This is a genomic window from Dellaglioa sp. CoH-55-MRSF-7 (assembly GCF_056782235.1).
On sequence record NZ_JBXAYI010000001.1, the window covers coordinates 1 to 21,696 of the forward strand.

Sequence of the window (21,696 nt, forward strand, 5' to 3'; positions counted from 1 at the left end):
TGTTCAGTTTTCAAAGATCTACTTGGTTGCTTTTGACAACTTTTATATCATATCAAGGATTTCGTTAATTGTCAAGAACTTTTTTAATTAATTAACTGGTCACATTTGAATTAGTTGTTTACTACTGAAGCAACGTTTATTACTTTACCAAGAATAATCACCTTCGTCAAGCCTTTATTTAAATTAAATCTAAATCAATGAATGTAAACGTGTACATCGTGTTTTATTATTACTTTTACTGCTGAAATAAAAGTAAAAAAAGAGTATTGTCACATAGCGACAATACTCTCATATAATATTATTCATCAAAAATAATCCTATAAAATAATTTAAAAATATTTATTGATTATCATCTGGTCTCATAGTTGGAAATAATAACACATCTCTGATAGATTGTGCATCAGTCATTAACATAACCAACCTATCTATTCCAATTCCTAAACCACCTGTTGGTGGCATACCATATTCGAGTGCTTCAATGAAATCTTCATCGATTCCTTCCGCTTCATCGTTACCATCTTCACGTTCTTCAACTTGGGACTCAAATCGCTCTCTTTGATCAATGGGGTCATTTAACTCAGTAAATGCATTAGCATATTCTGTACCTAAAATATACATTTCAAAACGATCCGTAAATCTTGGATCATCTTCATTTTTCTTTGCTAAAGGCGAAATTTCTAAAGGATGTCCATAAACAAAAGTAGGATCAACAATTGTATCTTCAACAAATTTTTCGAAAAATTCATTAATGATATGGCCAACTTTCCAATATGTTTCATATTTAACATGATGTTCATCTGCCAATTTTTGTGCTTCTTCAACTGACATTTCTTTCCAAAAATCCACTCCAGTTACGGACTTAATAGCATCTACCATATGAACTCTTGCAAATTTTTTATTAAAATCTACTTTTTTTCCATCATATTCAATAATTCCGTCATTTGAAATTACATCTGCGACTGCTTTAAAAATGCCTTCAGTTTCATCCATTACATCATGGAAGTCATAGTATGCAACGTACGTTTCAAGCATTGTAAACTCAGGATTATGTTTTGTATCAATTCCTTCATTACGGAACACTCGACCAATTTCGTATACTTTTTCCATTCCACCAACGATAAGTCGTTTTAAATGTAATTCTAGTGCAATTCTCAAGTATAGTTCAATATCTAACGCATTATGATGTGTTGTAAATGGTTTAGCTGATGCTCCACCTGCTTGGTTATGCAGTACTGGCGTTTCAACCTCAATATATCCATTACCATCTAAATAACGTCTTACAGCTGAAATAATTTGACTACGTTTCATAAATCGATCAAAGCTTTCACGATTTGTGATTAAATCAAGATATCTTTGTCTATAGATTTGTTCTACATTTTGCAAACCATGAAATTTATCTGGTAATGGTCGTAATGCTTTTGATAGGAAAGTAACTTCTGTTGGGCGAATCGTTAATTCACCCATATCTGTTTTCATAACATCACCTGTTATACCAACAAAATCACCAATATCTGAACGTTTAAAGATATGATATGTATCTTCACCTACAACATCTTTACGGACATATAATTGTAAACGTCCATCTTTATCCTGAATATCAGCGAAACTCACTTTACCTTTACCACGTTTAGACATTAATCTACCTGCGATAGTAGCTTGGATATCCATACCATCAAGTTCTTCTTTAGTTAATGCATCATACTTATCATGTAATGCTTTAGTCATGTCTTTACGTTCAAAGCGGTGTCCAAATGGATCGACCCCTGCTTCGCGAAGTTCAACAACTTTTTCACGACGTACCTTTAATTGATCATTCATACTTTGTTCTTGCTTTACCATATTATATCCCTCACTTAATTACATATTTCACTTACTATCATGCCAATTAACCCAATAAAATGCAACTAATTCTATGCTTCTTTTTGCATTAATTTGAATTCACGTTCTTTTGTATCTTCTAAAAATTTATCAAATATCGTTATCATAGTAGCTTCTGAATTTGCTTCATTCAATGCTGCTTTAGCACGAGCTGAACGCGAAATACCTTTTAAGTAGTATGCTGCTTGACTTCTGAATTCTTTAGGTCCAATAACCTCACCCTTTATCTGGCAAAGTGCGTGCAAGTGTTCTTTAGCAACTAAAATTTTATCAGATGCTGAAGGTTCAGCAATGAGTTCACCTGTTTCAAGGTACGTTGCTGTCTGCCTAATCATCCACGGATTTCCTAATGCAGCACGGCCTATCATAACAGCGTCGGCACCGACTTCATCTAACATCTTCTTTGCATCTTGTGGCGTTTTAATATCACCATTACCCATAAAAGGAATTGTTTTTAAATTACTTTTAACTTCATGTAAAATATTCCAATCTGCTTTACCATTATACAACTGGAAACGTGTTCTTCCGTGCATTGCAAGTGCAGCTGCACCACCTTGTTCAGCAGCTAAGGCATTTTCAACTGCTAAAATATGATCTTCGTCCCAGCCTGTTCTCATTTTAACTGTTACCGGAATTGACAGCTCATTAGTAACCGCATCAACCATTTCGTATACTTTATCTGGATCAAGCAACCAACGTGCGCCTGCGTCTGTTTTTGTTACTTTAGGTACAGGGCAACCCATATTAATATCGACTATGTCGGCTGACGTGTGTTCTTCAACAAACTTAGCAGCAGCAACCAATGTTTCCTTATCTCCGCCAAAAATTTGAACGCTAACTGGATGTTCTCTTGGATCTACAAACAACATGCTCAACGTTTTTTTATTTCTAAATTGGATTCCTTTATCAGAAATCATTTCACAAACTACTAATCCAGCACCAAAATCCTTACAAATCATTCTGAATGCCGCATTTGTTACACCTGCCATAGGTGCAACAACTACTTGATTAGGAATTAATATATCGCCAATTTTCCATTCCATTCTATTCACCTCATCGTTTTTTACACTTACTATTGTTTAGTATCATAACACAAATCATATATTGATAAAATTTATTTAGCTGAACCCTCTAATAATTTCATTAATTCATTTTCAGAATATTGATATCGATTTCCACAAAAACGACAAACAGCTTCGGCACCATGATCCAATTCGATCATTTCAGTGATATCGCTTTTTGGCAAACTAGCTAATGAACCGTAAAATTTATCTTTTGAACAATCACATTCGAACGCAACTGGCATTGTATCCAAGATATTAACATTTTCTTTACCAAACATCAGATATATAATATCTTCTGGCGTTTTACCATCTCTTAGCAATTCTGAAATCATAGGCATTTCTGCTAATTTTTTTTCTAAATTATCGATAACTTCATCAGTTGCGCCAGGCATTACTTGAATCATAAACCCACCGGCCACTTCGATTGTATTGTCCGTGTTCACAAATACAGATAATCCAACTGATGATGGAATCTGCTCTGATTTAGCTAAATAGTAAGTAAAGTCTTCGCCAAGTTCACCTGAAACCAATGGGACTTGTCCCGTAAACGGTTCCTTCATACCCATATCTTTTGTTACTGCCATTGATCCAGTTGTTCCAACGGCACCTTTAACATCAATTTTATTTTTTTCATTTAATGGTAAATGAACGTGGGGTTCACTCAGATATCCTTTAACTGTTCCATCAGCGTTACCATCAATTACGATAGCACCAACTGGCCCATCACCATTAATTTTAACGGTCATTTTTTCATCGGCTGACAATGTAGATGTACTTAGTAATAATGTTCCTATTAGGCTCCGCCCAAGTGCAGCTGATGCTGCGCTCCATGTGTCATGTCTCCTTTGTGCTTCAGCAACCGTATTTGTCGCAGTAACAGCATATACTCTTAATTTACCGTCAAAGGCCAAACTTTTTACAAGATAATCTTTCATTCGTTTTCTCCTTAAATAATTCATTTTAGACCAACAAGAACTCCGATAGATAATCCATCGGAGTTCTTAAGTAACGATTATTTATCGTCTTTATTCACTTTGGGGTAAAAAACAACCGTTTTAGATAAATCAACTTCATCTGTTTCTTCAGCTATTTTTTTTGCATCTTTACGTTCTAATTCTTTTTTTGTTGCTTCAAAAGAACCATCTTTTTCACTCGGAAATTCATTTGCATCGTCTTTTTCTGGCATTTTGCCATCTTCGAACAAGCTTAAAATTTCTTTTTCATCAAGTGTTTCAAATTCTAATAACTTATCAGCAATCAATTTATGCTGTTCTCTATGTGCTTCAATAATTTCTTTAGCAAGTTTCATACCTTCTTCAGATAGACGACGAACCTCAGAATCAATAATGTCAGCCGTATTGCTTGAGTAAGCAGCACTTGGTTGACCTGAACCACCAGCGAACATTTGGCTATTGCCTTCTAATTGAACAGGTCCGAGTTTTTCACTCATTCCATATTCAGTAACCATTGAGCGAGCCATTTGTGTTGCTTGTTGGAAATCGTTTGATGCGCCTGAAGATTGTTCATTGTAAACAATTTCTTCAGCTGCACGTCCACCCATTAATCCAGCAATTTGTTCACTCATATCTTTTTTAGACAATAACATTTGATCTTCTTTTGGTAACATGATTGCGTAACCGCCAGCACGACCTCGAGGGACAATTGTTACTTTGTGAACAACTCTAGCATCATTTAGGACTAATCCAACAATTGTATGTCCGGCTTCATGGAATGCAACTGTTTGACGTTCTTTTTCATTAATCGTACGATCACGTTTTGCTGGTCCCGCAATAACACGATCCTCAGCTTCATCCATATCGCTTGCATCAATTTTTGATTTATTACGACGAGCAGCTAATAATGCAGCTTCATTTAAAAGATTTTCTAAATCAGCACCAACAAATCCAGGTGTCTGCTTAGCAATAACTTTTAAATCAACATCAGATGCTAACGGTTTGTTTTTTGCATGAACATTAAGAATAGCCTCACGACCCTTAACATCTGGGCGACCTACTAAAACTTTACGATCAAAACGACCAGGACGTAAAAGTGCTGGATCCAGAACATCCGAACGGTTAGTAGCTGCAATTACAATCACACCTTCTGTACCCGTAAATCCATCCATTTCAACAAGTAATTGGTTCAATGTTTGTTCACGTTCATCATTACCGCCACCTGTACCAGAGCCACGACGACGTCCGACAGCATCAATTTCATCAATAAAGATAATTGATGGTGCAGTTTTCTTAGCATTTTCGAACAAATCACGTACACGACTTGCCCCAACACCGACAAACATTTCTACGAAATCAGAACCGGAAATTGAATAAAATGGTACTTCAGCTTCACCAGCTACTGCTTTTGCGAGTAAAGTTTTACCAGTACCAGGAGGTCCCTCTAGGAGAACACCTGATGGGATTCGAGCGCCTAAATCAGCAAATTTGCGTGGTGATTTTAAGAATTCAACAACTTCAACAAGTTCTTGCTTTTCTTCTTCTGCACCGGCAACATCAGCAAAACGAACTTTATTATCTTTTTTCTCGGAAGGTTTTGTTTTTGATTTACCAAAGTTCATCACCTTACCGCCACCACCGCCACCTTGTCCTGCTTGTCCCATCATAAGATAGAAAAAGCCGACCATTAATACAAGTGGAATAACCGTAATTGCTAATTGCAACCAGATACTATCTGATTGTTCTTCTTTTGTATCCATTTTTGTCTTTGTTGCTTCAGATGATTTCAAAATTTGTGCCATATTTGAATCATTTTGAATAACTGTTGACGTAAAGTTTTTAACTTTTGTTGTTTTCTTTGAAGCTGGAATTAATGAGAACCCAGTATCCTTGCTCTTTTCTGTTTGAGCTTTCTTATAAGTCCCTGTTATTTTGTAGACACCACCTGATGGTTGAATATCAAATGATTTCACTTGGTTTGATTGTAATTTTGAGACAAATTCACTTGATTGAATTTCTTGTGTTTCCGTTTTGCTGTTTCCATCAAAAAAGAAGTACATTACACCCATTATCCCAAGCATGATAACTATGTAAAATAAACTATTTTTAAAAAGTCCATTTTTAGGATTGTTTTTCATATCTACTCTCCTGCCCGTTTTTCTTTATTTTTATTTCAACTATCGTTTGAATAGGATACACTATATCACAATTGACATTCTTTGACCATTATTTTACTCTGTATAAATTTCAGGTTTCAAGACGCCAATATATGGTAAGTTCCTATATTTTTCAGCATAATCTAATCCATAACCAACTACAAATTCATTTGGAACTTCAAATCCTGCATAATCAACGTTAACAGTCACTTTACGACCTTCTGGTTTGTCCAACAACGAACAAACCTTAACAGATTTTACATTTCTATTGTTAAACAGATCGATTAAGTAAGCTAAAGTTTGTCCTGTATCCACGATATCTTCAACAATAATCACATCTCTGCCTTTAACATCAATATCTAAATCTTTGATAATCTTAATCTCACCAGTTGATACGGTACCATCCCCATAGCTCGAAACATTCATAAAATCAACTTCTGCATAATCTGCAACATTTTTAGCAATGTCAGCCATAAAAAGATAGGCGCCCTTTAATATACAAACAAGCAATGGATTTTTGCCTTGATAATCAGCGGTAATCTGTTTTCCTAATCGCCGAGTAACATCTTGAATTTCTTGCTCACTGTAAAGAACTTTTTTGATATCTTCATCCATACACTTTAGCCTCTTCCCTGACCTTGTTTTTTTAAAACGATTATGTCTTGTATTTTATCAGTTTCAACGGTGTCTGACAATTGAGATTTTTTATAATTTATTAACCAAATGATTCGCTTAGTATTAGTTTCTAATACCCAAGCCTGATTACGGTCATTACTACTTATTTTTTGATCAATAAATATTTTTTTTATTTTTTGTTTTGCACTATTTCCTATGTCGATATAATCGCCTGGCAACCGATGTCTCAAGCTAAGCCCCTCTTCAACAATAGAGTGATCAACCATCATATAATCTTTTATAGTTACTTCATCTAGATTAATCTCTTCAGCTTTAAATACGCCAATTTTTTCATTATTATTTAAATTAACCCATGAATTCATACCGAGTATTATTTTTTCAGAAGTACTTTCAATTATTTTCTCTTTTTGAATGAAATCCATGTACTCATATTTTTTAACAAATAATTGATCATCACCTAAATTAAGTTCACCCTGTGGTTTTTTTTCATTCAGCAGTAACTGGCTAATTTGCTGTATTTGGTCTTCTTTTAAGAAAACACCATGTTCTTCAGCGATTTTTTTCAATATCGGCTTTTGCCACCTTGTTTCCAACGTGGTCCACATTTTTATTTTAAATCCTGAAGCATATTTGATTTCTTTTATTTTTTCACTAATTGCTTCATCTGCTAAATCTAATAGGTTCGTTAACTGATCTGCATAACTTTGTGCATGCTTAATTACTTGTTTATTATTTTCAAGCATTTTCGGTATAATTTCTTTTCTAACTCGATTTCTAAAAAAATCACTTAATTGATTCGTTTCATCTTCAAAAAAAACAATGTTTTCATGCTTTGCGTACTGCCGAATAGCCTGTTTTGTGAACAAAAGTAACGGTCTAACTAACATCCCTGGTCCAAATGATCTAGTTTGACTGATACCCGTTAACTGTCTGATATCTCCGCCACGAATTCCTTTCATAACAAGTGTTTCGAGCTGGTCATCTGCTTGATGCGCTGTCATTAACGTTGCATAAGTTTCTGATACCATTATTTGCTCAAAAAAATCATATCTCATTTTGCGCGCTGCATTTTCAATACCATTTAATCCATGTTCATGTACTGGCCAAACTTTTTTATATAATTTAAATTGATGATCTAGACAATACTTTTCGATGAACTCAGTTTCAATACGGCTCTGCTCTCTTAATTGATGGTCAATGTAGGCAACGCCTATCTCAGGCCGGATTTCATCTGGTAATCGTTGCAACAAATCCATGAGGACCATTGAATCAACACCTGTTGAAACAGCAACCAGAATTTTTTCAGGACTACCAAGTAGCCGATATTGAGCCTCAAATCTTGTATTCAGCAAAACTTTTCTCCTTTTTTCATTAAAAAAAGAGTGGTTTAAAATTTTCATTTCAACCACTCATCTTTAAAATTCGTTATTAATTACGTCGGCCACCACGGCCACCGCGCTTACCTTCAGTACTTCTCTTTAATGAAACTAACCGATCTTCACTATCTTTCAAAAAGCCTGACAACAATGAATCGAAGTCATCTTTTTGAGGTTCAACTTTTTTAGTCTGATAGCGATTCTTACCACCATTTGATGGACGAGAACCAGTCGATGCGCGAGTATCTTTATTAAATGTTTTCTGTGGACGAGATTTTGTTTCTGTTACTTGAGGCTTATCAACAGCTTTTCGTATTGATAAACTTATCTTACCATCGTCGCCAATGGATAAAACTTTAACTGTGACTTCATCCCCAACAGTTAGTGCATCATGAATATCTTTGATGAATCCATCAGAAACTTCACTAATATGTACTAATCCTGTTTTTCTGTCACCCAAATCAATAAATGCACCGAAATTTGTAATTCCTGAAACTTTACCTGAAACTTTCTCTCCGACTTCAATAGACATAAAAAAGTTGTTCCTCCTTAGATATATATACCATACTAGTATACCACGCTATAAACCTTGATACAAAGTTAAATCACGGGTAATTCTATCCCTGATTGATTAGTTTTTTAAATTTGCTTTATCACTAGGAAAACTATAGACAGTTTCACCTTTTTTAGAGAAATAATATTTTTCACGAATTAATTTTAATAAATAATCGTTATCATTTAATTGTTTAATTTGAAATTTAAGATCTTTTTGATTTGCTTTAGCTTTTTTTAATTTCGTTTGTTCAACTGCTGTTTCTTGCTTATAATGTGCAACCTTAAGCTTGGTTGAAATTAACTGTACGCTAAAGAAAATGATTATAATTATTAAAACAGCTCCTAATCCAATCATACGGCGGCGGTGAATAGTTACCAATCGTTGATCTTTTTTTCTTTCTGTTTTATTAGCTTTCATAAAATCATTATCTAAAAATTTAATTTTCGATTTATTATCGGCCATCTTGTCTCCTAACCCAATAAAGGACTCCAATTAAAAATCGATAATTATCGACTTTCTTCTGTATAAACTTCAGAAACAACTTCATATAAATCAATTGATTCTGCTTTTTTCGTTGTTTCTTTAAGCGCCATAACTCGAACAGTCAGCGTTTTATTACCAAATTGGATTGTTAACTCATCCCCAACAACAACATCTGTTGAAGATTTTGCCATTTTATCATTAATCATAATTCGACCCTTATCTGCAATTTCTTTTGCAACTGTACGACGTTTAATAATACGTGACACTTTTAAAAATTTATCTAATCTCATTAGTTAATCCCCTTTATTTATCTTATAAATTTTTTTAAAATACGTTTTCCAAATGGAAAGCTTAGCCATTCTCGAATCGAAAATAATTCCCATTTAACTGCTAAACCACCAAATATTCCAGCACCAATAGATCCAGAAACGAGCGCTATAATGCCACTCAACAATCGCTTGTCATTCGTCCAATTAATTAACTGATTATCTAATAAATAAACCACAATTCCCATAATTACACAAATTAAAGTTAATTTCATCATAAATTTGGGATCAATTAGTAACTGTCTAATCTCACTGGGTGACATAACCCACATGGCAATTAATACAAGTAATAAACTTAAGATTGTCGCAATACTTGCTCCAACTGTTCCTAATATAGAAACTAGGTAAAAATTAATACTCATTTTAAGTAACAATCCGATAATCAAAGCAATGACTGACGTACGATACAATCCCAGACTCTGTAGGACGCTGTTGTATGTTCCAATAACTGCTGCTAAGAAAATACTAAACATATAAACCGATAATGTACCATTTTGAAGTTGATCCCCAAATAAAGATTGGTTAACAAGTGGCATAACAGCAATCAGTCCGATGGTTGCCGCCATCGATAACGCCACCGTTATGTGCACTAACATCCCAGCATATCGTTGAAAATCCTTTTTTCGGTTTTCACGACGGGCCGAAGCCAGAGATGGCAATAACATCGAAGAGAACCCAACAGAAATAACTAGTCCAAGTTGTACTAAAGGCTGTGCACGGTCATAGACTCCTTTTAACGATTTTGCAATATTATTTGAATAACCAAAGTGCACTAATCCGTTTTTCACTGTGAATGAATCAACTAATTGTAATAGCACCATCATTGCTGCAAATAGACAGATGATAAGACCCTCCGAAAATAATTTTTTAGAGGTTATCAGTAATCTTTGCCAGTTTGTTTGAAGCCTAGTCTTCCTAAATTCAACCCTGTAAAAGTGAATAAAAGAAACACTTGCGCCAATAGCACCAATAGTTGCCCCAAACATTGCCCATGCTCCCATCGAATATAATGACATATTATTTTCAACCGCAATGTATGCCGCTAAAATAATGAGTCCAACACGTAATAGTTGTTCAACAACTTGGGAGACAGCAGTTTTGTTCATTTCAAAAATACCTTGATAATAACCACGTCCCACTGCTAAAACAGGTAAAAATAAGAACATAAATGAAACACTTTTAATTAAGCCTGCTAACTGTCCATCACCCATAGCTGTCGCAATCCATGAAGCTCCTAATTGTAAGCCAGAAAAGATAACTAAACTAAATATACTTAAAACAATAAATATATCATGAGACAATTTTATTTTATCTTCTTTCGAAGGCTCTTCAGCAATTAACTTACTAATGTAGACGGGAAATCCAGTCAAAGCAAAAGTCATCCCTATCCCATAAATAGGATAAACTTGCTGATAAATATAGAAGCCCGTATCTCCGACTAAATTTTGGAATGGCACTCGGTAAATGGCACTCAAAATCTTGGCAATTAGTGAGGCAATCGATAGAATCATTGCACCACGCATTAAATGTCTAAGTTGCTTATTTCCCATATCATTTCGATTCCTTTTTTATTAGTTAGCTGCAGTCACTGACCCAACGGATTCGCTTAACGCTTGAATAAAGTTTTGTAATTCAATCAACCAGTCAGTCTCAGTCATCTTAGGTTGAATCACTAAAATCACACGCATTTGTTTGCCCTGAGTTTTTAATGACGCTTTTAATTTTGTTGCTGATAATGCCATGAAAATTGCTTCCGTACCCAGCAATGTCGTTCCTTTTTCTGAAACAGAAACAATTAACTGGTCTTTATCTTTTTTAATTTTATCAACTAATGCCTTATCGGCAAATAATTTAAGTAAGCCAATTTCCATTAAGTTATTCACTTCAGTTGGAAATTCGCCGAAACGATCAATTAAATCACCTTGTACTTCCAAATATTGATCATAATTATCAAGCTGTCGAATACGTTTATAAATTTCAATTTTTTGACGCTGATCATCAATGTAAGATGATGGTAAATAAGCTTCAATATTAATGTCAATTTCAGAATCTGATTTAGGCTCAGCTTTTTTACCTTGTTTTTTATTCACAGCTTCTGTCAACATCTGTGTATATAAATCATATCCAACAGAATCAATGAAACCATGTTGTTGTCGGCCCAATAGATTTCCTGCTCCACGAATAGATAAATCTCGCATAGCAATTTTAAATCCAGAACCCAATTCGGTGAAGTCTTTGATTGCTTCTAAGCGTTTTTCGCTCACTTCAGTCAAAACCTTATTAGGTTTATACATAAAGTAGGCATACGCAATTCGACTACTACGACCAACACGACCACGTAACTGGTAAAGTTGCGCCAATCCCATGTGGTCAGCATTTTCGACAAATAATGTATTAGCATTAGAAATATCTACGCCCGTTTCAATAATTGTCGTTGTTACCAACACATCATAGACACCTTGAATGAAATCATACAAGACATTTTCTAATTGATTTTCAGTCATTTGACCATGGATATACGCGACACTAGCTTCAGGAACCATAATCTCAATTTCTGAAACTACTTTTTCAATATCTTCAACTCGATTATGCAAATAAAAAACTTGTCCACCACGTTGAAGTTCACGTTGTATTCCATCTCGAATAGTTCCACCATTTTGTTCCATTACATAAGTTTGAATTGGGTAACGGTTCAATGGTGCCGTTTCAATTACTGATAAATCGCGAACCCCAAGCATCGACATATTAAGTGTCCTTGGGATTGGCGTTGCCGTTAACGTTAAGACGTCCACTTGTGACTTAAACTCTTTGAGTCGTTCTTTATGTTTCACACCAAACCGTTGCTCTTCATCAACAATTAACAATCCTAAATCAGCAAATTGAATATCTTTCGATAAAATTCGATGTGTCCCAACGACAATATCTAATGCACCACTAGCCATTTTATCAGTTGTTTCTTTAAGTTGTTTCTTTGTTCTAAAACGAGATAAAATCCCAATTTCAACTGGAAATCCTTCGAATCGATTAATCATTGTTTCGTAATGTTGTTGCGCTAACACCGTTGTAGGCACTAATAAAGCAACCTGTTTATTATCTTGAATGGCTTTAAAAGCGGCACGTAACGCGACTTCTGTTTTCCCAAAACCTACATCACCAATCAATAAACGATCCATTGGTTTCTTTTGTTCCATATCGTGCTTAATTTCATTTGAACTTCTAATTTGATCTTCAGTTTCAGAGTATGGAAATGCATTTTCAAATTCCATCTGATAATCGTTGTCCTTTGAAAATTGAAATCCAACTTCTGCTTCACGTTCAGCATACAATGCAACTAAATCATCAGCAATATCTTCAATTTTAGCAGCAACTTTATTTTTCGTTTTGGTCCATTCAGTACCACCCAATTTGTTAATTCTAGGTGACTTAGATTCAGAAGAAACATACTTTTGAACCATGTTTAATTGGGTTACTGGAATAAATAATTTAGCTTCATCCCGATAAGAAATTGTCATATAATCTTGATGTTTACCATCGACTTCTAATGTTTCCATTCCAATAAACTGTCCAATACCATGATTAACATGGACCACATAGTCTCCTGGTTTCAAATCTTGATAACTTTTAAGGCGTTCTGCATTCGCTAATGTTTGGCGTTTTGGACGTTTTTTAGTGACTTTGTTAAACATTTCATGTTCTGTCACAACAACTAAGTTTGCCATTGGCAATTCAAATCCAGCTTGTAAGTTACCTTCTACTACCTGAACTTTTCCTAACTGTAGGCTATCCAAAGTCGTCATGATAGAAGGAATCTCAAAATCATCCAAGGTTTGTGAGACTTTATCAAGTCGCTCTTTATCTTGAACCATAACAATAATAGTCTGTTTCTTTTTTAACCAACGATCCATTTCTGTTTTAAGTAATGGCATTTGGCTAAAAAATTGTTGCATGGCATGTCCTGGTACATCAATCAATTGATTAAATTTGAGGTGACCCATTCCTTTTTGAAAATGAGCCAGAAATAATTCAGCATGCGATTCATTTTTCAATAAATCTCGTAATTCAAATCCAAAAACACTTGTAGACAAAACTTGATGTGTTTTTAACTTATCTGCCATCCAGTTATCTTCATCTAGTTTAAGCGTCTTTTCAGCTTCTAATAATCTCGGATAATCGTCCATTACAATTAAACCATTGCTACCCAAGTAATCTAACAGACTTGTTTTACCTTGATAAATAATATCGCTAAATAATAAATGTTCCGGAGCTAAGCGTCCTTTTTCAAAATCACTCATAAGCGGCATAATATTTGATTCTAATCGCTCTTGATCATCATTATCTAATCGCTTATATTCAACACCATACGCTTTTTTTAATGTTTGACTAGCTTCCAATAGCATAGCGTCAGTCGCAATAAAATCTGTCGCGGGTATAATTTGAATCTGGTCCACATTCTCTAAGCTTCGTTGATTAGTCACATCAAAATAACGTAATGAATCTATTTCCGTATCAAATAAATCTAGTCTAATTGGGTTTTCTACGGTCAATGGGTAAATATCCAAGATAGAACCACGTACAGCAAAATCCCCAGGACGTTCAACCAACTTTTGACGTTGATAGCCCATCGTAAAGAGTTGAGTTTCCGTGGCTTTCAAATCAATATCTTTTCCAACAGCTAAGTTTAATGTTGCTTGTTTCCACGTTGAAACAGGTGCTAGAAAACGTCGTAACCCCGAGATTGATGTTACAACAATCTTTGGTGTTCCTTCTAATAGAGCCTGAAGCGTTTGGACACGTTCACTTTTAGATTCTGGTGAACTTGTTGCCAGTTCTGCAGCTAATAATTCTTCAACTGGGAATGTAAGCACATCTTCTTCATTAATAAAGTTAGTTAAATCTTCATTTAATTGTGTTGCATGAAATAAATTATCTGTCACAACCAACATAGATTTTTTTTTATCTTTAAAAATAGTAGCTAACATCAATGTTTTAGCTGAACCCGTTAGTCCAGTTAACAATTGTCTTGTATTAGGTTCAATATTTGTTAGCCAGTTATCTACACCAGGAACAGTCTGCATCATTGCTTCTAAATTCATTATTCTACCCTTTACCCTTTTCTAAACAGCTTTTTCTTATTTATGGTTATACTTGTTCATCGTATTCATAAAATCATCTGTTTCCAACCAATCCTCAATTGCTAAAGTTGCTGTATTGATTGCATCACCTAAGTCTTTTTCTTGGTTTTTAGAAAATTTCGTTAATACCCAATCTACGACAGAAACTTTGTCTGGATGGTCAATACCAATTTTAATACGTTTAAATTCCTGTGTTCCTGTATGTGCGATAATGCTTTTCAAACCATTATGTCCGCCTGCTGATCCTTTTTGACGTAATCGAATCCGACCAACTTCTAAATCAAGATCATCGTTCACAATAAGGATGTCTGAAACATCAATTTTATAGAAATCCATCAACGGTCTAACAGCTCGACCTGAATCATTCATATAAGTAGATGGTTTAACTAAGACAATTTTTTCACCATTTAAATTAAACGATGCCACTTGCGCTTCATACTTGCTAGATCCAAAATCGGCATTATGTTGTTTTGCAAATACATCTACTGTAGCGAATCCGACATTGTGTCTTGTTCCATCATACTTTTGCCCAATATTTCCTAAACCGACTATCATTTTCATTTTAATTTCTCCTTTAAATAAACGCAAACATCTGGGCAAGTTTATTCAACTTACCCAGCATTTCGACCCTATTCTTTTCTTTCAACTATTATACCATACTCGATTTATGAAAATTTTGTGAAAGAACTCTCTCATCTAGTATGTTTTTTCACAAACAAACATGTTATAATTATTCAGTAATAATTATAGCTCTGAAAGGATGAATTATTTTGACAAAAACAGAAAATCATCAAAAAGTTATCTTAGTCGGCGATGGCGCCGTAGGTTCTAGTTACGCATTCGCAATGACACTCCAAGGTGTCGGCGAAGAATTCGGTATCATCGATGTTGCGAAAGATCGCACTGTCGGAGATGCTTTAGATTTAGAAGATGCAACACCATTCGCATTTCCTAAACGTATCTACTCAGCAGAATACTCTGACTGTGAAGATGCAGATCTTGTCGTTATCACTGCTGGTGCTCCACAAAAACCAGGTGAAACACGCCTTGACCTTGTAAACAAAAACTTAAACATCTTGAAAAGTATCGTATCTCCAATCGTTGAATCTGGATTTAAAGGTATTTTCTTAGTTGCTGCTAACCCAGTTGATATTTTAACTTACGCAACAATGAAATTCTCTGGTTTCCCTAAAGATCGTGTTATTGGTTCAGGTACTTCACTTGATACTTCACGTTTACGTGTTGCTTTAAGCAAATTAACTGACATTACAGATCCTCGTTCAATCCATGCTTACATGATGGGCGAACATGGCGATACAGAATTTGCTGCTTACTCAGCTGCAACTGTTGGTGGTCTTCCATTCTTAGATTGGGCAAAAGCTAACAACATTTCTGATGACCAACTTGCTAAAATTGAAGATGACGTTCGTAACAAAGCTTACGAAATTATCAACAAAAAAGGCGCAACATTCTACGGTATTGGTACAGCATTAGCTCGTCTTTCAAAAGCAATTTTGCGTGACGAAAATGCCGTATTACCTGTTAGTGCATACATGGACGGACAATATGGTTTGAACGATATTTATATCGGTACACCAGGTGTTGTTAATGGCCAAGGTCTTGCACAAATCATCGAAGTACCTTTAAGTGATGTTGAATCTAAACGTATGACTGATTCAGCTGCTACTTTGAAACAAGTATTAAATGATGGTCTTAAAGCATTAGGTGAATAATTTTTAATTATTTTCCAAAAAAGGAACGGAAGACATTCTTCCGTTCCTTTTTTAATACAATTTTAATAGTCAAATTACTGTTAAAAAGCTTTTTTTATGGTATTATAAAAATGTAAATGAGAAAAATTTAATATTTGGAGGCGCCTATATGTTATTAAATACTTTAGTTAAACCATTAAAAGAACTAACAACCGTCCGTGAAAGTGTCACACTTGAAGAAGCACTTACGGTCCTAGAAAATTCTGGATTCCGTTGTGTGCCAATCTTAGATGAAACGGGTCAAATTTTCCGTGGTAATATTTATAAAATGCATATTTATCGTCATAAATCACAGGGTGGCGATATGTCACTTCCTGTTACTTATCTTCTTAAAAATGCGACTAAGTTTATTTCATCTGATTCAGCTTTCTTCAACGTTTTCTTTTCAATTAAAGACTTACCTTATATTGCTGTTTTAAATGAAAACAACTATTTTGAGGGTATTTTAACACATACACGTCTTCTAGATATGTTGTCTCAATCATGGAATTTTGATGTTGGTAGTTATGTCTTAACTGTTATTTCAGCTGGCGAACGTGGTGATTTAGTTGATATGGCTAAAATCATTACAAAATATTCATCAATTGCTAGTTGTATGACTTTAGATGTTAAAGAAGGCGAATTATTACGCCGAACATTATTCACATTACCAGCTGGTGTAAACCAAGAAAAAGTTGATAAAATTGTTGATAACTTAGGACGTAAAGAATTTATTGTTTCTGAAATTGAAGATTTACGTAGTTAGACAAAAAAACAGACCCTTTCGGGTCTGTTTTTTTAATGCATTCTTTTATCAAAGTGAATAGCACGATCTAAAACGAGCATTATTGGTGCTGTAATTGTCATTATTACAAATTCAGATAATGCTGTTGTACCGTAAGTAGGCCAGAACGGTAAGCTCGCTGTAATGTTCAACATAATAGCGATTAAAAACATGGTAAATGAGAAAACCATAATATTTAAAAGCATTTTTTGCCACATTTTCTTAAACTTAGGACTAACAAAAATCACAATTAAAAGACCCATGATTGTTTGTACGCCCCCAAAAAGAACATCTAACGGACTGCTGTAAAAGAGATTAAATAAGATAACCCCTAATGAAACACCCCAGATATATTTCTTATTGAAAAGTACTAAGTGATTCAATCCTTCTGATAGTCGAAATTGAATAGCACCACTAGCCATGTTCACCATTCCTGGAACAACTGCCAATACGATATAAAGTGCAGCGATTAAACCATTAATGATTACCTGGTTTACACGATTATTTTTTGTCATTATTAATAGACTCCCTTAGTTTTTTAGCGTGGGATGGTTACGAACCACGTTTTTTTATGTCTTTTTACTGTTTATTTTTCTTTATGTATTGCTGAAACAAGTCCAACACTCATTCTAAGCGCATCATCAACCTCAAGCATACTTTTTTTCGATACATGCGTGATACGATCTTTTAGACGTTGCTTATCAATTGTGCGAATTTGCTCCATTAGTATAACTGAATCTTTTTCAATACCATCTCTACTTGCTAAAAGTCCAACATGTGTTGGCATTTTAGGCTTCTGGATGCGCGCCGTAATGGCGGCAACGATGACTGTCGGACTATAACGATTCCCAATATTGTTTTGGATAATGAGAACAGGTCTCATACCGCCTTGTTCAGAACCAATAACGGGCGATAAATCTGCATAGAATATATCACCACGTATGATACTTTCAACCATCTTATCCCAACTCTCTACATAATTTGAAGGTGCAATAACACTTCATCTTCAGATCCTTTAAAATCATTACAGATTTCACTATTCAATTGTCCCATTTCTGAGTAGCCATCAATTAACTCATCCATCATTTTTTTATGACTTAAAATAGAGTTAAATATTTCGCTATCCTTCAACGCTTCATTGGTAATCGAATAATATGCACAGTAATCGGCTATATGACTCATTGCTACTTTCTCATTTTTATCCATCTGCACTTCCCCCATAGAATTACACTCTACAGATAGTTTACCATAGCAAACTAAGCAAATAAATACTAATTTAGGTAGACATGTGGTACTCGTCCTGAAAGTGCACAGATTATTTCATAATGAATTGTTTCAGCGTACGTTGCAACATCCTGTGCTGTAATCATTTCATCGCCATCTTGGCCTATTAGAGTTACTTTTGTATCATTTGGCATTTCATGTGGCAATCTAATCATTAATTGATCCATGCAAACTCGACCAATTATTTCGCAAAATTGACCGTCGACTAATAGTTTAAAGCCTTGCATCTTTCGGGGCATACCATCTGCATACCCAATTGGTACTGTACCAACCCATTCATTTTCTTGAGCTTGATATGTAATACCGTAACCAACTGAATCACCTGCATGGATTTCTTTCACATAACTTAATTCAGATGTTAATCCAAATGCTGGTTTTAACGCATAAGGTAGTTCTAATTCACCACCAGATGGATTTAAACCATACATTGAAATGCCCATCCGAATCATATTACCGTTGCAAGCAGAGTGCCATAAGCTCGTTGCAGAATTAGAAACGTGTACATAACGAGGTCTATCAGAAACTACTGACATCAATTCATTAAATTTTGACATTTGTTTTTTAAAATACGAATCATTAGGAGAGTCTGCTGTCGCAAAGTGAGTAAAAACCCCTTCAAAGTTTAATGTATTTTGATGACTTCCAAGGAAATTAATTGCCTCTAAAAACGGTTCTGCTTCTCTAAAACCAATACGACCCATTCCTGTATCCAATGCTAAATGAACGGCCAAAGGCGCTAATTTTTCTTCACTCAGTAACTTATTAGCTTCTTGTAACCAGCCAAGTTCTGAAACAGTTACAGATATTTTGCTTTTTGCCAGTAACGGTGCATATTCAACTTTCGTTAATCCCAGAATCAAGATAGTTTCAACAAACCCGGCTTCTCGTAACGCTAATGCCTCATCAATTATTGCCACACAAAAACCTTTTACACCAGCATCTTTTGCAACTTTAGCTACTTCAATCAATCCATGACCATACGCATCAGCTTTAACAACAGCAAAAATAACCGTCTCATCTGTTAATGTCTTTTTTTCAGCTGTGATATTTGCCTTAATAGCTGCCCTATCTACCACGATTTGGGTTGGACGATGATAACCTACAACCATTTTTACATCCCCTTTTCTTGATTTTCTAAAATAACTTCAGTCATAACTAAATTGTTCGTATGAGAAATTGAAATAAAGCCATTACCCTCAAAAGGGTGCTGCGTAATTATCGGTTTACCAATTTCATTATTTAATATTTCAACATCTAAAAAGCCAACTTTATCCCCTATTCCCGTTCCAAAAGCCTTACTGTATGCCTCTTTGGCGGAAAATCTTCCAGCAATAAATTCGTCTTTATGACTACCTTTTAATTCATCAAATTGTTTAATTTCATTTGTTGTGAGAATCTTTGTTATAAATTCTTCATGTTGTTTTGCCAACTTTACTACTCGATCAATATCGGCAATATCAACACCAATTCCATAAATCATATTATCACCTATTTCTTTTCATTGATATCCTTGTTAAGTTTATCAAATTTATTCATTTTCTGCACTAAAATCGTTTATATTTTACCTATCAATATTGTAAGAATAGCAATTTTAAACAAAAAAAGAGACCTAAATTAATAGGTCTCTTTTCAATATTCAAATTAATCTTTTGTTCTGATTGTGAAGTTACGTTTTGGTGCGCTACTTCCGTTTGAACGGTTGTCATTTGAACGATTATCGCTTGAGCGGTTACCTTTGTAACCTCCGCCACCATTACCATTGCTACGGCGATCGCTACTTCCGTTACGACGATCTGAACTTCCACCGTTACTACGGTTTCCGCCACCATTACGGTTGCCTTGGTAACCACCACCGTTGCCACCACGACGATTTCCACCGCCATTGCCGCTACGACGGTTGTTTCCGCCACCACCGCCACCCCCCTTACGTCTAGGTAATGGGCGTTCTGGTGTAATCTTAACAGGTACTTGTGATGAATCATTTTTAATAACATCACTAAGTAATGCTGCAACTAAATCAGCAACTTCAAACTTAGCCATTAATTCAGTAGCTTGTTTTGCATATTTTTTAGTATCAGTTTTGTTAACTAAGGCAGTAACGTCAGCGATTGCTGTTTCAATTTGACCAGCAAATGCTTCATCATCTGTAGGTGGTGTTAAAGCCACCATACGTTTCTTAGTTAATTTTTCGATTTGACGTAAGTAATCCATTTCATTTGGTGAAACAAATGTCAATGAAGTTCCTTTATGTCCGGCACGGCCTGTACGGCCAATACGATGGACATAACTTTCAGGATCTTGAGGAATATCATAGTTAAAGACATGGGTAACCCCAGAAATATCTAAACCACGAGCAGCAACATCAGTTGCAACTAAAATATCAAGTTTACCTGATTTAAATTCACGTAAAATACTCATACGACGTTGTTGTGATAAATCACCATGGATTCCTTTAGCGTTGTATCCGCGCATTTCAAATCCTTTAGCTAATTCGTCAACACGACGTTTTGTACGACCAAACACGATTGTTTGTGTTGGGTTTTGAGCATCATACATACGTGTCATGATATCAAATTTTTCGAAATCTTTTGAGATTACGTAGAATTGATCAACTAAGTCAGTTGTTAATTCTTTTGCCTTAACAGTTACCAAAGTTGGATCTGTCATAAATCTTTCACCAATACGGCGAATAGCAGTTGGCATTGTTGCAGAGAATAACAATGTTTGACGTTCGTCAGGAACAGTTGTTAAGATGCTTTCGATATCTTCAACGAATCCCATATCTAACATTTCATCAGCTTCATCTAAAACCAAAGTTTTAACATTACCTAATTTAACGGTGCGACGACGAATATGATCTAATAAACGTCCTGGTGTTCCAACTAAAATTTGAGGTGCGCGATTAAGACTCTTGATTTGACGACGAATATCAGACCCACCATAAACAACTTGAACTTTAGCATGTTTTTCTTTACCTAAACGGTAAAGTTCTTCTTGCGTTTGAATAGCAAGTTCACGTGTTGGTGAGATGATAAGTGCTTGAACTTCATCTTTTGTTGTATCAATTGTATCTAAGATTGGTAAACCAAATGCAGCAGTTTTACCAGTACCTGTTTGTGCTTGTCCAATAACATCTTTTCCTTCTAAAGCCATTGGAATTGTTTCAGATTGGATAGGTGTTGCTTCTTCAAAACCGCTGCGTTGAACGGCCTTTAGTAGTTCATCGGATAGTCCTAATTCTGTAAATTTCAAGTATAAATTCCTCCTAATGTGTTTGCAAACTAACATGCTTCACAACACAGTTAAGAGTTCGTCGT

The 21,696-nt window shown here is 35.0% G+C and carries 20 protein-coding genes and 1 riboswitch; of the genes, 2 read left to right on the plus strand and 18 right to left on the minus strand.

Annotation, left to right across the window (positions count from 1 at the left end; genetic code table 11):
* Positions 1-339: 339 nt before the first annotated feature.
* The 12 genes from lysS to pth form a co-directional block, all read right to left on the minus strand.
* On the minus strand, positions 340-1,839 hold the full coding sequence (gene lysS, locus AC1RPU_RS00005) for a lysine--tRNA ligase (protein WP_481760847.1): 1,500 nt from the start codon (positions 1,837-1,839) through the stop codon (positions 340-342).
* A 71-nt stretch (positions 1,840-1,910) separates the two neighbouring features.
* Entirely contained in the window at positions 1,911-2,921 is a 1,011-nt protein-coding gene (gene dusB / locus AC1RPU_RS00010; protein WP_481760848.1) for a tRNA dihydrouridine synthase DusB, read from the minus strand.
* A gap of 71 nt (positions 2,922-2,992) precedes the next feature.
* Positions 2,993-3,877 (minus strand): Hsp33 family molecular chaperone HslO, encoded by an 885-nt coding sequence (gene hslO / locus AC1RPU_RS00015; protein ID WP_481760849.1) that lies wholly within the window; start codon positions 3,875-3,877, stop codon positions 2,993-2,995.
* A gap of 77 nt (positions 3,878-3,954) precedes the next feature.
* Positions 3,955-6,033 (minus strand): ATP-dependent zinc metalloprotease FtsH, encoded by a 2,079-nt coding sequence (gene ftsH, locus AC1RPU_RS00020; RefSeq protein WP_409021575.1) that lies wholly within the window; start codon positions 6,031-6,033, stop codon positions 3,955-3,957.
* A gap of 93 nt (positions 6,034-6,126) precedes the next feature.
* On the minus strand, positions 6,127-6,666 hold the full coding sequence (gene hpt, locus AC1RPU_RS00025) for a hypoxanthine phosphoribosyltransferase (protein WP_409021576.1): 540 nt from the start codon (positions 6,664-6,666) through the stop codon (positions 6,127-6,129).
* 5 nt (positions 6,667-6,671) lie between these two features.
* Positions 6,672-8,039 carry a tRNA lysidine(34) synthetase TilS gene (gene tilS, locus AC1RPU_RS00030; RefSeq protein WP_481760850.1) on the minus strand — a complete coding sequence of 456 codons (1,368 nt, stop codon included), beginning with the start codon at positions 8,037-8,039 and terminating at the stop codon, positions 6,672-6,674.
* A gap of 76 nt (positions 8,040-8,115) precedes the next feature.
* Positions 8,116-8,595, minus strand: coding sequence for a S1 domain-containing RNA-binding protein (locus AC1RPU_RS00035; RefSeq protein WP_481760851.1), 480 nt, complete (start codon positions 8,593-8,595; stop codon positions 8,116-8,118).
* A gap of 99 nt (positions 8,596-8,694) precedes the next feature.
* Positions 8,695-9,081 (minus strand): FtsB family cell division protein, encoded by a 387-nt coding sequence (locus AC1RPU_RS00040; protein ID WP_481760852.1) that lies wholly within the window; start codon positions 9,079-9,081, stop codon positions 8,695-8,697.
* 44 nt (positions 9,082-9,125) lie between these two features.
* Positions 9,126-9,392, minus strand: coding sequence for an RNA-binding S4 domain-containing protein (locus tag AC1RPU_RS00045; RefSeq protein ID WP_481760853.1), 267 nt, complete (start codon positions 9,390-9,392; stop codon positions 9,126-9,128).
* 17 nt (positions 9,393-9,409) lie between these two features.
* Complete coding sequence (locus tag AC1RPU_RS00050; protein ID WP_481760854.1) at positions 9,410-10,978, minus strand: putative polysaccharide biosynthesis protein; 1,569 nt, start codon at positions 10,976-10,978, stop codon at positions 9,410-9,412.
* Between the two features lie 21 nt (positions 10,979-10,999).
* Entirely contained in the window at positions 11,000-14,521 is a 3,522-nt protein-coding gene (gene mfd / locus AC1RPU_RS00055) for a transcription-repair coupling factor (protein ID WP_481760855.1), read from the minus strand.
* A gap of 36 nt (positions 14,522-14,557) precedes the next feature.
* The gene (gene pth / locus AC1RPU_RS00060; RefSeq protein ID WP_409021584.1) at positions 14,558-15,121 is read right to left on the minus strand and encodes an aminoacyl-tRNA hydrolase; all 564 of its coding nucleotides are present in this window, start codon (positions 15,119-15,121) and stop codon (positions 14,558-14,560) included.
* A gap of 209 nt (positions 15,122-15,330) precedes the next feature.
* On the opposite strand from pth, the gene AC1RPU_RS00065 reads away from it, so the two are divergent.
* Both AC1RPU_RS00065 and cbpA read left to right on the plus strand, forming a co-directional pair.
* Positions 15,331-16,293: an L-lactate dehydrogenase gene (locus AC1RPU_RS00065; protein ID WP_409021585.1), complete on the plus strand. Its 963-nt coding sequence runs from the start codon at positions 15,331-15,333 to the stop codon at positions 16,291-16,293.
* A 148-nt stretch (positions 16,294-16,441) separates the two neighbouring features.
* Entirely contained in the window at positions 16,442-17,077 is a 636-nt protein-coding gene (cbpA, locus tag AC1RPU_RS00070; RefSeq protein WP_409021586.1) for a cyclic di-AMP binding protein CbpA, read from the plus strand.
* 32 nt (positions 17,078-17,109) lie between these two features.
* Here cbpA and AC1RPU_RS00075 read toward each other — a convergent pair whose 3' ends face one another.
* The 6 genes from AC1RPU_RS00075 to cshA all read right to left on the minus strand — a co-directional run bounded on the left by AC1RPU_RS00075 (position 17,110) and on the right by cshA (position 21,631).
* Positions 17,110-17,610 carry a QueT transporter family protein gene (locus tag AC1RPU_RS00075; protein ID WP_481760856.1) on the minus strand — a complete coding sequence of 167 codons (501 nt, stop codon included), beginning with the start codon at positions 17,608-17,610 and terminating at the stop codon, positions 17,110-17,112.
* 9 nt (positions 17,611-17,619) lie between these two features.
* Positions 17,620-17,664, minus strand: a riboswitch (PreQ1 riboswitch).
* A gap of 17 nt (positions 17,665-17,681) precedes the next feature.
* Positions 17,682-18,053: a type II toxin-antitoxin system PemK/MazF family toxin gene (locus AC1RPU_RS00080; RefSeq protein ID WP_409021588.1), complete on the minus strand. Its 372-nt coding sequence runs from the start codon at positions 18,051-18,053 to the stop codon at positions 17,682-17,684.
* A gap of 14 nt (positions 18,054-18,067) precedes the next feature.
* Positions 18,068-18,301, minus strand: coding sequence for a hypothetical protein (locus AC1RPU_RS00085; RefSeq protein ID WP_481760857.1), 234 nt, complete (start codon positions 18,299-18,301; stop codon positions 18,068-18,070).
* Between the two features lie 65 nt (positions 18,302-18,366).
* The gene (alr, locus tag AC1RPU_RS00090; RefSeq protein WP_481760858.1) at positions 18,367-19,488 is read right to left on the minus strand and encodes an alanine racemase; all 1,122 of its coding nucleotides are present in this window, start codon (positions 19,486-19,488) and stop codon (positions 18,367-18,369) included.
* A 2-nt stretch (positions 19,489-19,490) separates the two neighbouring features.
* Positions 19,491-19,859 carry a holo-ACP synthase gene (gene acpS / locus AC1RPU_RS00095; RefSeq protein WP_481760859.1) on the minus strand — a complete coding sequence of 123 codons (369 nt, stop codon included), beginning with the start codon at positions 19,857-19,859 and terminating at the stop codon, positions 19,491-19,493.
* Positions 19,860-20,020: 161 nt separating this feature from the next.
* Positions 20,021-21,631, minus strand: a complete 1,611-nt coding sequence (cshA, locus tag AC1RPU_RS00100) for a degradosome RNA helicase CshA (protein ID WP_481760860.1) — start codon at positions 21,629-21,631, stop codon at positions 20,021-20,023.
* Positions 21,632-21,696 lie beyond the last annotated feature (65 nt).

Bases quoted from the DNA above. Each gene is read 5' to 3' on its own strand.
- AC1RPU_RS00080 (WP_409021588.1), bottom strand. From the start codon at position 18,053: ATGGTTGAAAGTATCATACGTGGTGATATATTCTATGCAGATTTATCG.
- alr (WP_481760858.1), bottom strand. From the start codon at position 19,488: ATGGTTGTAGGTTATCATCGTCCAACCCAAATCGTGGTAGATAGGGCA.
- ftsH (WP_409021575.1), bottom strand. From the start codon at position 6,033: ATGAAAAACAATCCTAAAAATGGACTTTTTAAAAATAGTTTATTTTAC.
- dusB (WP_481760848.1), bottom strand. From the start codon at position 2,921: ATGGAATGGAAAATTGGCGATATATTAATTCCTAATCAAGTAGTTGTT.
- hpt (WP_409021576.1), bottom strand. From the start codon at position 6,666: ATGGATGAAGATATCAAAAAAGTTCTTTACAGTGAGCAAGAAATTCAA.
- AC1RPU_RS00075 (WP_481760856.1), bottom strand. From the start codon at position 17,610: ATGACAAAAAATAATCGTGTAAACCAGGTAATCATTAATGGTTTAATC.
- hslO (WP_481760849.1), bottom strand. From the start codon at position 3,877: ATGAAAGATTATCTTGTAAAAAGTTTGGCCTTTGACGGTAAATTAAGA.
- cbpA (WP_409021586.1), top strand. From the start codon at position 16,442: ATGTTATTAAATACTTTAGTTAAACCATTAAAAGAACTAACAACCGTC.
- AC1RPU_RS00085 (WP_481760857.1), bottom strand. From the start codon at position 18,301: ATGGATAAAAATGAGAAAGTAGCAATGAGTCATATAGCCGATTACTGT.
- AC1RPU_RS00045 (WP_481760853.1), bottom strand. From the start codon at position 9,392: ATGAGATTAGATAAATTTTTAAAAGTGTCACGTATTATTAAACGTCGT.
- mfd (WP_481760855.1), bottom strand. From the start codon at position 14,521: ATGAATTTAGAAGCAATGATGCAGACTGTTCCTGGTGTAGATAACTGG.
- acpS (WP_481760859.1), bottom strand. From the start codon at position 19,859: ATGATTTATGGAATTGGTGTTGATATTGCCGATATTGATCGAGTAGTA.
- AC1RPU_RS00040 (WP_481760852.1), bottom strand. From the start codon at position 9,081: ATGGCCGATAATAAATCGAAAATTAAATTTTTAGATAATGATTTTATG.
- AC1RPU_RS00050 (WP_481760854.1), bottom strand. From the start codon at position 10,978: ATGGGAAATAAGCAACTTAGACATTTAATGCGTGGTGCAATGATTCTA.
- AC1RPU_RS00035 (WP_481760851.1), bottom strand. From the start codon at position 8,595: ATGTCTATTGAAGTCGGAGAGAAAGTTTCAGGTAAAGTTTCAGGAATT.
- pth (WP_409021584.1), bottom strand. From the start codon at position 15,121: ATGAAAATGATAGTCGGTTTAGGAAATATTGGGCAAAAGTATGATGGA.
- lysS (WP_481760847.1), bottom strand. From the start codon at position 1,839: ATGGTAAAGCAAGAACAAAGTATGAATGATCAATTAAAGGTACGTCGT.